Raw genomic sequence first — 14,479 nt, forward strand, 5'->3', positions numbered from 1 at the left:
TAAGTGGACCTTAATGACCTGGCGCTAAAGCCTGATTTTGTTTTTGAAGTCTGCGTTTTTTTCTGCTTGGCATTTTTTCATGCAGATATTGGAAAATCACATACATCACAGGGATAATGAAGATCCCGAAAATTACTCCGGTTAGCATTCCCCCCACAGTACTGATACCGATAGAGTGGTTACCCTTTGCGGAAGCTCCCTGTGTCCAAACCAATGGAAGCATACCAATGATAAAGGCAAATGAGGTCATTAAGATAGGTCTTAAACGTAATCTTGAAGCCTGAAGAGCCGACTCGATCAATGTTTTTCCCGCTTTTCTCCTCTGAACAGCAAATTCTACAATAAGAATCGCATTTTTCGCCAGTAATCCCACGAGCATGATCAGTCCCACCTGTACATAAATATTATTATCTATTCCCGCTAACCCTGTGAAGGCAAACACTCCGAATATCCCCGTCGGAACGGTAAGGATAATCGCAAAAGGAAGAATATAGCTTTCATACTGTGCAGCCAATAGGAAGTAAACAAATAAAATACTCAACATGAAGATGAAAGCAGTTTGTCCGCTGGTTTTGATCTCTTCACGGGTAATACCTGTCCATTCATATCCATATCCACGCGGAAGAGACTGTTTAGCGACTTCTTCCACAGCTTTAATCGCGTCACCGGTACTGTATCCTGGTTTTGGAGTTCCGTTAATGGTTACCGCATTGAACAAGTTATTTCTTGTTACGGTTTCCGGCCCGAAAGTCCTTTTCAAGGTTACTAATGTTTTGGTAGGAACCATTTCTCCCTGTTTGTTTTTAACATAAATTCCCTCTAAAGAATTGATGTCTGTACGATAAGGAATATCAGCCTGTGCCATTACTCTGTAGTACTTACCGAATCTGTTGAAATCCGAAACGAAGCTACTACCGAAATAAATCTGCATGGTCTGCATCAGATCCGTAACAGATACACCCAGCTGGTTTGCTTTATCCGCATCCACTTCTATAGTGTATTGTGGATTTCCTGCAGCATAAGTGGTGAAGGCAAATGCAATTTCTTTACGTTTCATCAGCTCACCAATGAACGCCTGGGTATTAGCTCCCAACTGTTCAAAAGATCCGTTGGTTTTATCCTGTAACATAAACTCAAATCCACTTACGTTACCGAAACCTTGAATTGTAGGGAAGTTAAAGAAGAATGCGCTGGCATCTTTTACCTGGCTCACTTTTCCCGTTAACCCGGCAGCAATCTGATCCGGATCTTTTACATCACCTCTTTTGTCAATATCTTTTAATTTGATAAATCCGGCAGAGTAAGGAGAAGCATTTGCATTACTGATAAAGTTTACTCCATCCGCTACCCATAAGTGGTTGGTTGCTTTTTCTCCGTTTACGATTTTATCAATTTGTTTTGTTGCACGTTGGGTTCTGTCCAATGAACTTCCCGGAGGAGTGTTTACCGCATATAAAACAAAACCTTGGTCTTCTGTTGGAATAAATCCTGACGGTGCCTTTTTAATTAAGATAACACTTGCTGCAATTAATACGGCTAATCCACCTACAGCTACCCATTTATTTTTAATTAAAAATTTAAGGCTATAGATATATTTTTGAGTCATGTTATTGAAGCTGGTATTGAATGCATTGAAGAATTTTGCACCAAATCCTTTTTTCTCATGACCATGCTCTCCATCCTGTGGATCTTTTAAGAAAAGAGCACATAAAGCAGGACTTAATGTTAATGCATTTACAGCTGAAATAAGGATCGCAATTACCAAGGTGAAAGCGAACTGTCTGTAGAAGACCCCAGCAGGTCCCTGCATGAAACCAACAGGAATAAATACAGCACACATTACTAAAGTAATGGAAATGATCGCTCCTGAAATTTCACTCATCGAGTTTACCGTTGCGTTTTCCACAGGCATTCCTGTATGTTCCATCTTGGAATGGACTGCTTCTACCACCACAATGGCATCATCCACCACAATACCAATCGCAAGAATTAAGGCAAACAGAGTAAGCATGTTAATACTGAATCCGAATAACTGCAGGAAGAAGAAGGTACCAATAATAGCTACCGGAACCGCAATCGCCGGGATTAACGTAGATCTGAAATCCTGAAGGAAGATATAAACTACGATAAATACAAGGATAAACGCAATCACTAATGTTTCCACCACCTGATCAATAGAAGCATCCAGGAAGTCTTTGGAATTATACATAATAATTGGATTGACTCCTTTCGGCAGTGTAGTTTTAAGCTCGTCTACCTGCTTTTCAATTTCAGTAAGAATCTCATTCGCGTTAGAACCTGCAGTCTGCAAAATTGCGAAACCTGCTACAGGTTTTCCGTCCACCCTGTTGGTTGCTGTATATGTATAAGAGCCGAATTCTACTCTTGCAACATCTTTTAATCTCAGGAAGGAACCATCATCATTTGCCTTAATAGCTATGTTTTCATAATCCGCATTCTTGTTCAGTTTTCCTTTATATTTAAGGATATATTCGTAAGTTTCCTTACTTCCCTGGCCAAGACGTCCCGGAGCAGCTTCAAGGTTGTGATCTTTAATAGCTGTCATTACCTCTTGCGGAGATAAATTATTAGCTGCCAGACGATCCGGTTTCAGCCATATACGCATGGAATAATCCTGTGTACCGAATACCTGTGCCTGTGCAACTCCCGGAATACGTTGTATCTGTGGAATTACATTGATCTTAAGGTAGTTTTGTAAAAACAGTTCGTCATATTGTTTCGGATCATCACTGGATAATCCCATAAACATGATCATACTGTTCTGTACTTTCTGAGTTGATATTCCGGCCTGAACCACTTCCTGAGGAAGCTGGCTCATTGCCTTTGATACCCTGTTCTGAACGTTTACCGCAGCGTTGTCAGGATCTGAGCCCTGTTTGAAATAAACGCTCAAAGTCATCGATCCGTCATTACTTGAATTGGAAGTCATGTAGGTCATATTTTCAACCCCGTTCACCGCTTCCTCAATAGGGACAGCGACAGAACGTGCTACCACTTCCGCATTGGCACCCGGATAAAAGGCCGTTACCTGAACGGTAGGAGGCGCGATATCCGGAAATAATGTAATCGGAAGATTGAAAACCGACAGTATTCCCAGTAATAGTAATATTATGGAGATGACCGTAGAGAGCACTGGTCTTTCTATAAATTGTTTTAACATAAGAAGTTTATTTTTTTAAGTCTTCTGTAATGGTACAGGTGTTTACAAAGGTTTTGATTTGAACAAGCTGTCAGAAGATACTGCTTTCGGTTGTATCGTAGCACCATCTTTTAAGCTTCCAAGACCTTGATATACAATCTTGTCACCTACAGAAATTCCGTCGGAAATGAAGTAATAGCTTTCTGTTTTTCCAGAAATAGTGATTGGTTTGCTCGTTACTTTTTTGTCTTTTCCCACGACATATACATATGTTTTATCCTGAATCTCAAATGTAGATTCTTGTGGAATAACCACAATATTGGTAAGAAGCTGAGGCATACGCACTCTTCCGGTATTTCCCGTTCTTAGTGCCCCCTGAGGGTTTGGGAATACCGCACGTACACTGATTGCTCCCGTACTTTTATCGAACTGGCCGTCTACAATGCTCATTTTTCCTTTTTCAGAATAGATGGTGTTGTCAGCGATTACCAATTCTACCATCGGCATATTTTTCAGTTTTTCTTCCAGAGACGCACCCGGGTATTTCTTTTGAAAAGCGATAAAATCAAGTTCACTTAGAGAAAAATACGCATATATTTCGCTGATGTCGGATAATAAAGTTAAAGGGTTTGGATCTGTTCTTGAAATTAAACTTCCTTTTTTATAAGGAATTCTTCCAATATAACCACTTACCGGTGCTGTGATTGTTGTAAATCCTACATTGATTCTCGCATTTCCTACCGATGCCTGAGCCTGTGATGCGGCTGCAACAGCGGCTGCATAATTGGCTTTTGCTGTTTTAAGCTGTACATCAGATACCACTTTCGCAGCTACTAACGGCTGAAGGCGGTCTACCTCTACTTTGGCTTTCTGAATATTAGCATTAGCAGCCTGTAAATTGGCCTGTGCCATATTCATTTGTTCACCATAAGCTCTTGAATCGATTTTGAACAGGGGCTGGCCTGCTCTTACGAAGGCTCCTTCTTCTACATATATTTTATCCAGGTAACCATCCACCTGTGATCTGATTTCCACATTGTTTTTTCCTTCCAATGCAGTCGGGAATTCCTGATATGTTGTAGCTGGAGAAGTAATTACAGTATAAACCGGTAATTCTGGTGCAGGAGGGGCCTGATTCGAATTTTCTGCGGCCTTACTGCAGTTCTGTAAAAGGATAATACTTGTTATAAGTAATAAGATCCTCATTGTTCCAGGTATTTTCATTAAAATTTAATTTGTTTTGTTAAGCGTTTGAAAATTTAATAATGTTGTTTTTTTTAATAATTCGTGTTATTTTTTCTAACGGTGTTAATGATAAGTTTAAAAAAAATTACAGAATTATTAATACTAGAATTAGATCGTCATTTCCATAATCATAAAGTTTTTAATGTTGTTTTTAAGTATATAAAGGTGAGGTGTATCGCGTTAATTTTACTAACAGTGTTAATGTTCAGGGTTGAATTTATGATTGTATTATCGTTAAATCCTTTGAAGTTCTTAATGCTAATTTTGTTTAAAAATCTAATTTAATTGTGCTATTTTTCCTAACAGTGTTAAGGTTTGGTTCAAAAAAAATTTACAAAGACTTAATAAAAGCTGCCACTGTTTCATCCAGGGTAGTTTTGTTCATTGTGGCAGGAATATCAGAATTACGCATCATCATAATTGATATTAAGCCATGTACCGCAGAAAACAAAGCATGTGACATATGGCATGCATTATCCGGATTAGATCCGTTTTTCTTAATAATATTGTATGTACAGTCGTAGATCATATCCTGGAAAGAAGAAAATTCTTCCTTCATTTGCCCTTTACCACTGCATTGCATTCCCAATCCAAACATTAACTGGTAATATTCTTTATTTTTAAAAGCAAATTTCCAATATGTATCTACAATGGCAGTAAGCTGCTCTTCAGGACTGTCATATTTTTTCTGAGCTTTTACCAATTCTTTGTGTAAAAGTTTAAACCCATTTAAAGAAATCTCAAATAAAATAGCTTCTTTATTTTCAAAGTAATCATAAACAACCGGAGCACTGTATTCAATCGCGTCAGCTATTTTCCTAATGGAAAGTGAAGCCCAGCCCTCTGTTTTTGCCAAAGTGAATGCCTCCTGCAAAATGTTTGCACGGATAGACTCCTTTTCTCTTTGACGGCGTTCATGTAATCCCATGATATTTTTTTACTAACAGCGTTAGCAAAACTACGAATATTAACTTGTAACTTCCAAATAATATTGAATAATATTTTTATTTTAACATTTAACTGAACTTTATAAAAACCTGAATTGCCCAATCATAAAAGAAATTTTATCTTTGTAGGCAAAGAAATAAAGGATATGAATACTCCCTCAAATATGTTGGCATTAGGAACAAGAGCTCCGTTTTTTGAACTTCCTAACCCGTCAAAAAGTAATGAAATTCAGTCATTGGATGATCTGAAAGGAGAAAAAGGAACGTTGGTGATCTTTATGTGCAACCATTGTCCGTTTGTTTTGCATGTAATCGATAAGATTAATGAGCTGTATGAAGACTATCGGGAAAAGGGGATTGAGTTTATAGCTATAAATGCAAACGACATTGAAAAGTATCCCGCAGATTCTCCTGAAAAAATGATCGAGTTCCAGATTGAAAGAAAATTTGATTTTCCTTATTTATATGATGAAAGTCAAAGTATTGCTAAGGCTTATGATGCAGCATGTACTCCGGATTTTTATTTCTTTGATGATAAACTGGATCTTGTTTACAGAGGTCAGATGGATGATTCAAGACCTGGAAATCACAAAGATGTTACAGGTGAAGACCTGATCATTGCTTTTGAAAACCTTCTGTTGGGAGAACCACAGGAAGAGATTCAAAGACCGAGCATGGGATGTAACATTAAATGGAAATAATTATTGAATTGAAATAGAGATTGAAATTCAAACCTGAATTTTTTATATTTTCTTTTCAACCTATTATAATAATAAGATAGTAAAGCTGTTTCTTTTTGGAATGGCTTTTTTATTTGTGTAAGTATAAATATCTAAAAAGATTTCTGAACTACTTTTAGAGGTGGGTCCACGCTCTCAATCTTCTCATGTGAAGAATTCCTGATAAACTCTGAAGGTGTTTGTTCGGTGTATTTTTTGAACATCCTGTTAAAATAAGTTACATTGTTGAAACCACAGCTGTAACAGCATTCCGAAATGCTTTTATCCTGAACCATCAGCAGGCAGGCTTTGTTAATACGGTAACGGTTGACAAACTCTGTAAAAGTAATTTGTGTAGCTTTTTTGAAGAAATTGCAAAATGCCGGAAGCGTAAGATTGGCAAGCTTTGCGACGTCCTCTATATTGATGTCCTTATCGTAGTGATGCTCCACATAGGTGAATATATTTTCAAGCCTGGCCTTATTTTTTGAAATGATTGTGTAAGGCATAATCTCTTTATTGAGCAGATTATAATCCTTACGGGTAGAAAGATCAAAAAGAATATCAAGCAAAAGCAGATATCTTTTATAGCCTTCAGTTTCCAGCATTTTTTTCAGCTTAGGCAGTAATGCATTTTTTGTAGCCGGGCTGAAATGAATTCCATATTTGGAAAGCTCTAGTAAGTTTTTAACAGAGCGTGCTTCTATTTCCTGTTCAGGGAATTGTAATATCTCTTCACGGAACTGAAGGACTATTTCCTCATGCGGATCAATGGAATTCAGACCAAATCCGGAATGGGGAATATTCGAACCTATCAGTACCAGATCTCCATTTGAATAATTGCTTTTGTGATAGCCTACGTGCCGGGTTCCACTCCCGAAAATTACGCACACCAATTCAATTTCGGGATGGTAGTGATATTCCCACTTAAATTCAGAAATGGGGGAGTTATTATGTAATGTGCGAAAGGAGCTTTTCTCATTAGGTAAAACTCTTTCAAAGCTAACTTTCATTAGATTAATGATATTTATGGTATAAAAATAATAATTATATTAATATAGTTCAAATATATATTTACTATGTTAAATTAACGTTAAGGCAAATGCTTCTATCTTAGCCAACAAGAAATTAATTTAATGCGAAATTTCAACATAAAGGCTATTCTGTTTTTAAACTATTTTGTTTTTGCCATTCTTCTGAACTCAGTAGGAACGGTGATCCTGCAGGTCCAGCAGAATTTCGGGATTTCAAAATCCTCAGCGAGTGTTTTGGAGGGTTTTAAAGATCTGCCTATTGCTATCTGCTCCTTTATTCTTGCTTCATTCTTACCCAAAATCGGAATTAAAAATTCCATGCTGATTGCTCTTTTTCTGGTTAGTGGGATGTGCTTTATCATGCCTTTTTCAAATGCATTCTGGTTTTTCAAATTGTTATTTGCCATTGTAGGAGTTTCCTTTGCATTGATTAAAATTTCAGTTTTTACATCCATCGGGCTTGTGACCAATACTGATAAAGAACATTCCAGTTTTATGGGTTTTCTAGAAGGCTTTTTCATGATCGGTGTATTAGCGGGAAATGTACTTTTTAGTTTATTTATTGATGATCATAATCCAAGATCGACACATTGGCTTAATGTATATTGGGTCCTGGGTGCATTGTCTGCTCTGTCGTTTTTGTTTTTATTCTTCTCAAGGTTAAATGAGAAGGAAGCCAGAAGTGAAACGACAGATTTACTAGGAGATATTAAGAATAGCATAAGCTTATTCAGTTACAAAAAAGTATTGTTTTTTCTTGTGTGTGCTTTTCTGTTTGTCTTAGTGGAGCAGAGCTTTCAAACCTGGACACCCACTTTTTATAAGGAGATCCTCAGATTACCCACTTCTATGAGTATACAGGCAGGGGCTGTTTTAGCCGGAGCATTTGCATTGGGAAGGTTTTTATCGGGTTTCTTTTCCAAGAAATTCAGCTGGATTTATGTTGTGTCATTTTGTGTGATAGGTTTTGCCATAAGCTTACTATTTGTCTTACCCCTAACCCATAACATTGAAATCAGTACAGGTACAACATGGTTCAATGCCCCGGTTGTAGTCTATCTGTTTCCACTTATGGGAGGTCTGTTGGCTCCGATCTACCCGAGTATCAATTCTGTTATTTTAGCATCCATACCTAAATATTTACATAGTGCGATGTCCGGGCTTATTGTTGTTTTTTCCGCAATTGGAGGAACGATAGGTTCGATCATCACCGGTTTTGTATTTCAGGAATTCAGCGGGCAGCGTGCTTTTTATCTTTCATTGATACCACTCTCACTGTTGATCATATCAGCTGTTATTATGAATAAATTAAAAATAAACCCTAAAAAATAGAATGAATACACAACTTTATATCAGGGATATTCAGGCACTTTTTGATGATGTCCAAAGATCAAGGATCTTTGAAGATCAAAAGATGATGACAGATGCAGTACCTTTATTTCCTGTCGCAGAAATCAACGAGAAGTATGAAAAGGAAAGAGTTGCACCAGATTTTGATCTTAAAGCTTTTGTACTTTCCAACTTTGATTTTTTGGGTGCCACAGTATCTATCCAACGGGAGGATCATTTGCCGATTGATCAGCATATAGAAAAACTATGGGATGAGCTTACCAGGACAGCTTATGAAGAAAGAGGAACACTTTTAAAGCTTCCAAAACCTTATATCGTTCCGGGAGGGCGGTTCAATGAGTTTTTTTATTGGGATAGTTATTTTATTATGCTTGGATTGCAGGTTTCTGGAAGGGTTGAAATGATGAAAAATATCGTTGAGAACTGTTCTTATTTAATTCGAAATATAGGATTTGTTCCTAATGCGAGCAGGACCCATTTCTTAAGCCGTTCGCAGCCCCCTTACTTTTCATTGATGCTTGATCTGCTTGTAGAGAGTACAGGGGATGAAAATGTTTATATCGAATATTATGATACCCTTGAAAAAGAATATGAGTTCTGGATGGATGGAGAAGAAGGTTTAAAGAATGATACCCAAAGCAAAAGGGTGTTGAAAACCTACAATGGTGATATCCTGAACAGATATTATGATGCTGAAAATACGCCCCGTCCCGAGAGTTACCTGATCGATATTGAAGATCATGAAAATGCTCCGGGAGAAGAGTTCTACAGAAACATCAGAAGTGGCTGTGAGTCTGGATGGGATTTTTCCAGCAGATGGTTTTCAGACGGGGAAACCATACAAAGTATAGAAACCCTGAACATCTCGCAGGTAGATGTTAATTGCCTTTTGTGGCATCTTGAAAAAACTTTGGCGAAAGCTTCAGGTCTTAAACATTTTAAAGAAAAAGAAAAATATTTCAGTGAAAGGGCAGCAAAAAGGAGACAGGTAATTGATACATATTTCTGGGATCAGGATGCCCGGACTTACAAAGATTATCATATTAAGAAACACAAAAATACAGTGTCCGAACATATTGCTGCTCTTTATCCATTATTTTTAGGTCTGGCCAGCGATGAACAGGCAAAGGCGGTTTCCGAAATTATCGCTGAAAAATTCCTTTACAAAGGCGGTCTCGTTACGACAACAAAACGTTCCGGCCAACAATGGGATCTACCGAATGCCTGGGCACCTTACCAATGGCTTGGGTTTGTTTCGATGAAAAATTATGGATTTGCACAATTAGCTAATGATATAAAAAACAACTGGTGCTCTAATGTCGAGAGAGTTTATGCGAATACAGGTAAACTTATGGAAAAATACAATGCATTAGACAATGAAGCGATAGCCGGAGGAGGAGAGTACCCTAATCAGGATGGATTTGGTTGGACAAACGGAGTCTATTTAAAATTAAAACAATAATTAAATTCTATATGGGCATGAAAAAAAAATCAATCTTTTTACTCGCAGGAGTCGCTACGCTATATTTTAATAATGCGTATGCACAGGAAACGGTTAAGGATTCCACCAGAACAGGATCTATTGATCAGGTAGTTATCACGGGTAATGCAAACCCGAAAAAGAAAATAGAATCAAGTACGGCAATTTCTACGTTCAGTGCAAAAGAAATCCAAAAACAAAATCCTATCAGTGCAGCGGCATTGCTGCAGCGTGTTCCGGGTTTTGCTGTTGAAACTTCTGGGGGGGAAGTGGGAAATAACCTTTTCGCAAGAGGAATTCCTTCTGCCGGAGCATACGAATTTGTTCAGGTACAGGAAGATGGATTACCGGTTTTTGAAGATGGAGCTTTGCAGTTTGCCAATGCCGACAACTTCTTCCGGGTTGACAATTCTGTAAACCGACTGGAAGCATTAAGAGGAGGTTCGGGATCAATTTATGCTAACAATTCTCCCGGTGGGCTAATCAACTTTATTACAAGAGAAGGAACCAATGATTTCCGGGGAAGTGCTAAACTGGAAACAAGTACTTATGGATTAATGCGTACTGATGTAAACGTAGGTGGCGCTTTGGTACAGGATAAATTGTTCTTTAATATCGGAGGGTTTTACAGAACGGACAGCGGAATCAGGAAAACAGGGTTTAAGGCCAATGACGGGGGACAGATCAGGATGAACTTAAAATATGTATTTGATAAAGGATACGCAAAAGTGTATTATAAGAAACTTGATGACAGAAATACCTTTTTCTTACCGATTCCTTTAGTACAGAATGGAAATGACCTGAAAGAATTTCCTGGCTTCGATGCTAATTACGGGACATACAGTTACCGATCCATCAGCCAGCTGAATATTCCACAGCCCGGAGGAGGTTTCTTCAGAAGAAATCTGGAAGACGGAATTCATCCGAAAGTAGATGTCGTAGGCGCTGAATTCAAATATGATCTTGGAAACAATTTTACCGTTTTGAACAAGACACGATATACGAATATCAATATGAATTATACCGGTATATTTCCTGCGGGAGCACCTCAACAGGCAGGCGCTTTTGCCAATAGCAACGGCATTACCGGAAATAATTATCAATATTCTCTGGTAAGCAACGGGGCTCTTGTAAATCCGCAGTATGTGCAGAAGCTAGGATTCTGGGCGATTGATAAGCAGATGAATAATTTTGTCAATGATTTACAGTTCAATTATAAATTTGATAAAGGAAATGTAACGGCCGGATTTTATAAATCAAACTGGAAGTCTCATCAATACTGGAACTGGAGCAATATTTTGACCACAGCCACAGACAGGCCTCAGCTTCTTAATCTGGTAGATACCTCATTGAGCCCTACTGATGTAGGATATTCTAAAACTTATAACGGGGTTACAGATATGTCTTTTCTTGTGAGGGATTCTCAAATCCAGGGAAGTTTGAATGATGTTTACTTAAATCTGGATTATAATATTACAGATAATTTAAGCTTTAACGGAGGAATTCGTTATAGCCGTGATTATTATAAAGGATATGGAGTAAATACAACAACAGCAAATCTGAATAATTCTGGATTAACGACAGATGGAACTCATAGTTTTGCTACTACGACAGCCGACGACAATATGTCTGTACTGGGAAATAAATACAAATACTGGAATTACGATGTTAACAGAGTATCTTTTACAGTAGCTTCCAACTATAAGATCAATAAAGAAAATGCGGTTTATGCCCGCTTCTCAAATGGGTTCAGATCTCCTAATGAAGAATCATATTATAACAATATGGCAGATCTGAGCCAGATCAAACCGGTACAAACCAATCAATTGGAAATTGGATATAAGTATTACACCCGTACATTCGACATTGGAGTTATCCCGTTTTATTCAACTCTGAAAAACCTTTCTTTTACGGACGTATATTCTGACGGAACTTCAGAAAATAAATTTGCAAATACAACAAACATTGGAGTAGAGCTTGAAGGATTTGCCAGATTATTCAATAACCTTTTGGAATTATCATTCAATGGAACTTTCCAAAACCCGAAATACAAGGATTTCACAGGAAGAAATGCCGATGGGTCAACATTTGATTACGATGGTAACCAGGTAAGAAGGATTCCCAAATTCTATTTTAATATTTCCCCTGCCGTTAATATTACGAAGCAGTGGAGAGCATATGTGAGCTATAATTATTATGGAAAGCGTTTCCAGGATGAGGCGAACAGTGATAAAAATATTTTGCCTTCATTCAGTGAGGTAGGGGCAGGAACCTCCTATCAGTTAGGTAATATACGTTTTGCAATTGACGGAACCAATATTTTCAATACCATAGGTATTACTGAAGGAGATCCAAGATCTCCGCTTACAGGAACCGGAGATATAAGAATGGCAAGACCGATCATGGGTGCTGCAGTGAGAGCATCCGTAACATTTGATTTCTAGATCTATTTCTCATATATGTAAAAACCGTCACACCAGTCTGACGGTTTTTTTATTGAGTGTTATGACTAAAATCTATGAAAAATAAGGTATTGCTAATCTTATTTCAAAAAGGGATTATATTGTTTTTCAAAACCAATAGTCGTTGGATTTCCGTGACCTGAAAAAACCTGGGTCTCATCATCCAATATAAAAAGTTTGGTTTTAATTCCGTTGATCAGCTGTTCGTAATTTCCTTTGTACAGATCTGTTCTTCCAATACTTCCTTCAAACAAAACATCTCCGGAAATCATGAATTTCTGTTTTTCGTTGTGGAAAACAATGCTTCCGGGAGAATGCCCGGGAACATGATAGATTTTGAATTTTTCACCATCAAAGTCCAGTTCGTCACCATCATTGATATATTGAACCTCTACTTTTACAGGGTCAATATTAATTCCAAACCTCATTCCGCTCATCTGAAGCATATCCAGAATTTCCTGATCTTGCTGATGCATATGTACGGGAAGGTTAAACGTGTCATATGCCCACTGCAAACCAAAAACATGGTCAATATGGGCATGGGTGAGAAGTATTTTTTGAATTTTTAAGTCGTTATCCTTAATGAAATTACTGATAAGGCTGGTTTCCTGCTCATTCATGTTTCCCGGATCAATTAACCAGGCATTTTTATGTTCATTATATAAGATGTAGGTGTTTTCGCTTGCAAAGTTGAATACAAAGGCTTGGATCTTCAGCATGTTCTGATTGTTTTTTTATCCAAAAATACGATATTCCTAAGAAAGTGGTGATTTTTCGTTATCTTCGTCATAATGAAAACATTGCGACTACTTTTACTTTCTTTAGGGGGATGGGTGTTCGGACAGAACATCCAGAGCATTCAGCTTTTTAATCCTCAAACCAATGATGAAACTCCTGTGATCAATTTTAATCAGACATTGGTTCTTAGTTTTGATGATCTTACAAATGCCAGTGAGATCTACAGGTATACCATAAAACACTATGACCGCAACTGGAATGATGATAATCTTTTCTTTACGGAAATTGCTAATGGAAGTCTTAATGGCTTATTGGATAAATTTGAATATTCATTCAATACGCTTCAGGCTTATACTCATTATAAACTAGTGTTTCCTAATGATAAAATACAACCGAAGATCTCCGGAAATTTTGAACTGATTGTGTACAAAGATTCTGCGGATAAACCTCTTTTTAAAAGAAGATTTTATTTGGTTGAAGACAATGTTTCACTGGCCTTAAATGTATCGAGGATCACCGATAAAAACCCGAACATCAATCAAAGGGTAGAGGTGCAGGCATTAGCAAAAGGAAATGATCTGTCGTCAAATGTAAATTCAATGACATTGAATGTCATGCAGAATAACAATCCCAATGTGGCTGTTAACAATCTGAAGCCCAGTTCCACTCTTGGGAATAAATTACTTTTCCAACAGATTAGCCTCACGTTCCCCGGAAATAATGAGTTTTATTATTTTGATAATAAAAACATGAATATGGCTGCTGACATGGTTCGAGCTACGGAAGTAAAAGACGGAGTGAATCAAACATACCTGCATCCCGTATGGGCTTTTCCTTTGAATTACCAATACCAGCCTGATGTAAACGGAGCTTATTACTTCAGAAGAAATGACCTGGGACTTGAGAGAAATGCAGAAAGGGAAGCGGATTATTCATGGGTATATTTCTCTTTGGACTCAGATCCTGTAGACAAGGAAATTTATGTATTGGGAGGTTTCAATAATTTTATGCCCAGCAAGCTGAATCAAATGCAATACGATGCTGCAACTAAGAAATATGTGGCGAAGATCTTTCTTAAGCAGGGCTTCTACAACTACATTCTCGCAACAAAAGAGAGTAATGGAACCTTAAATTTTGGTGAAATCAACGGAAACTTCTGGCAAACAGAGAATCTATATCAGGCATTTTTATATTATGCTCCTTTTGGGAGAAATTATGATGGTCTGATGGGATATGGAGAATTCAGAACTCCAATCGGAAAATAGGCTTACACTAAAATGAGTCAAAATATACAATCCTCTCAACGGATAAAAAAAAGAGCTACCTGCTTCAGGATGGCTCTTT

Annotated in this window: 10 protein-coding genes; 5 read left to right on the top strand and 5 right to left on the bottom strand. The window is 37.6% G+C overall.

What is annotated here, in order from left to right; all coding sequences use genetic code 11:
* Nucleotides 1-10: 10 nt before the first annotated feature.
* From AAEU33_RS08690 to AAEU33_RS08700, 3 genes are all read right to left on the bottom strand, one after another.
* Nucleotides 11-3,181, bottom strand: a complete 3,171-nt coding sequence (locus tag AAEU33_RS08690) for an efflux RND transporter permease subunit (protein ID WP_273649332.1) — start codon at nucleotides 3,179-3,181, stop codon at nucleotides 11-13.
* 42 nt (nucleotides 3,182-3,223) lie between these two features.
* Complete coding sequence (locus tag AAEU33_RS08695) at nucleotides 3,224-4,384, bottom strand: efflux RND transporter periplasmic adaptor subunit (RefSeq protein ID WP_172280332.1); 1,161 nt, start codon at nucleotides 4,382-4,384, stop codon at nucleotides 3,224-3,226.
* A gap of 352 nt (nucleotides 4,385-4,736) precedes the next feature.
* Entirely contained in the window at nucleotides 4,737-5,333 is a 597-nt protein-coding gene (locus AAEU33_RS08700; protein ID WP_172280330.1) for a TetR/AcrR family transcriptional regulator, read from the bottom strand.
* Between the two features lie 165 nt (nucleotides 5,334-5,498).
* Here AAEU33_RS08700 and AAEU33_RS08705 point away from each other — a divergent pair, with 165 nt between their 5' ends.
* Nucleotides 5,499-6,053, top strand: coding sequence for a thioredoxin family protein (locus AAEU33_RS08705; RefSeq protein ID WP_345992080.1), 555 nt, complete (start codon nucleotides 5,499-5,501; stop codon nucleotides 6,051-6,053).
* 131 nt (nucleotides 6,054-6,184) lie between these two features.
* Here AAEU33_RS08705 and AAEU33_RS08710 read toward each other — a convergent pair whose 3' ends face one another.
* The gene (locus AAEU33_RS08710; protein WP_345992082.1) at nucleotides 6,185-7,084 is read right to left on the bottom strand and encodes an AraC family transcriptional regulator; all 900 of its coding nucleotides are present in this window, start codon (nucleotides 7,082-7,084) and stop codon (nucleotides 6,185-6,187) included.
* A gap of 123 nt (nucleotides 7,085-7,207) precedes the next feature.
* Between AAEU33_RS08710 and AAEU33_RS08715 the strand changes: the two genes are divergently transcribed.
* From AAEU33_RS08715 to AAEU33_RS08725, 3 genes are read left to right on the top strand one after another with little or no spacing between them, the layout of a single operon-like run.
* Nucleotides 7,208-8,437: an MFS transporter gene (locus AAEU33_RS08715; protein ID WP_345992084.1), complete on the top strand. Its 1,230-nt coding sequence runs from the start codon at nucleotides 7,208-7,210 to the stop codon at nucleotides 8,435-8,437.
* Nucleotide 8,438: 1 nt separating this feature from the next.
* Nucleotides 8,439-9,917 (top strand): trehalase family glycosidase, encoded by a 1,479-nt coding sequence (locus AAEU33_RS08720; RefSeq protein ID WP_345992086.1) that lies wholly within the window; start codon nucleotides 8,439-8,441, stop codon nucleotides 9,915-9,917.
* Between the two features lie 17 nt (nucleotides 9,918-9,934).
* Nucleotides 9,935-12,379, top strand: a complete 2,445-nt coding sequence (locus tag AAEU33_RS08725; protein WP_345992088.1) for a TonB-dependent receptor — start codon at nucleotides 9,935-9,937, stop codon at nucleotides 12,377-12,379.
* 98 nt (nucleotides 12,380-12,477) lie between these two features.
* Here AAEU33_RS08725 and AAEU33_RS08730 read toward each other — a convergent pair whose 3' ends face one another.
* Complete coding sequence (locus tag AAEU33_RS08730) at nucleotides 12,478-13,116, bottom strand: MBL fold metallo-hydrolase (RefSeq protein ID WP_345992090.1); 639 nt, start codon at nucleotides 13,114-13,116, stop codon at nucleotides 12,478-12,480.
* A 72-nt stretch (nucleotides 13,117-13,188) separates the two neighbouring features.
* Between AAEU33_RS08730 and AAEU33_RS08735 the strand changes: the two genes are divergently transcribed.
* A complete protein-coding gene (locus AAEU33_RS08735) occupies nucleotides 13,189-14,400 on the top strand; it encodes a type IX secretion system plug protein domain-containing protein (RefSeq protein ID WP_345992092.1) in 1,212 nt (403 codons plus the stop codon).
* Nucleotides 14,401-14,479: the final 79 nt, after the last annotated feature.

The organism is Chryseobacterium sp. Chry.R1 (genome assembly GCF_039645525.1).
GTDB classification, from domain to species: Bacteria; Bacteroidota; Bacteroidia; order Flavobacteriales; family Weeksellaceae; genus Chryseobacterium; species Chryseobacterium proteolyticum.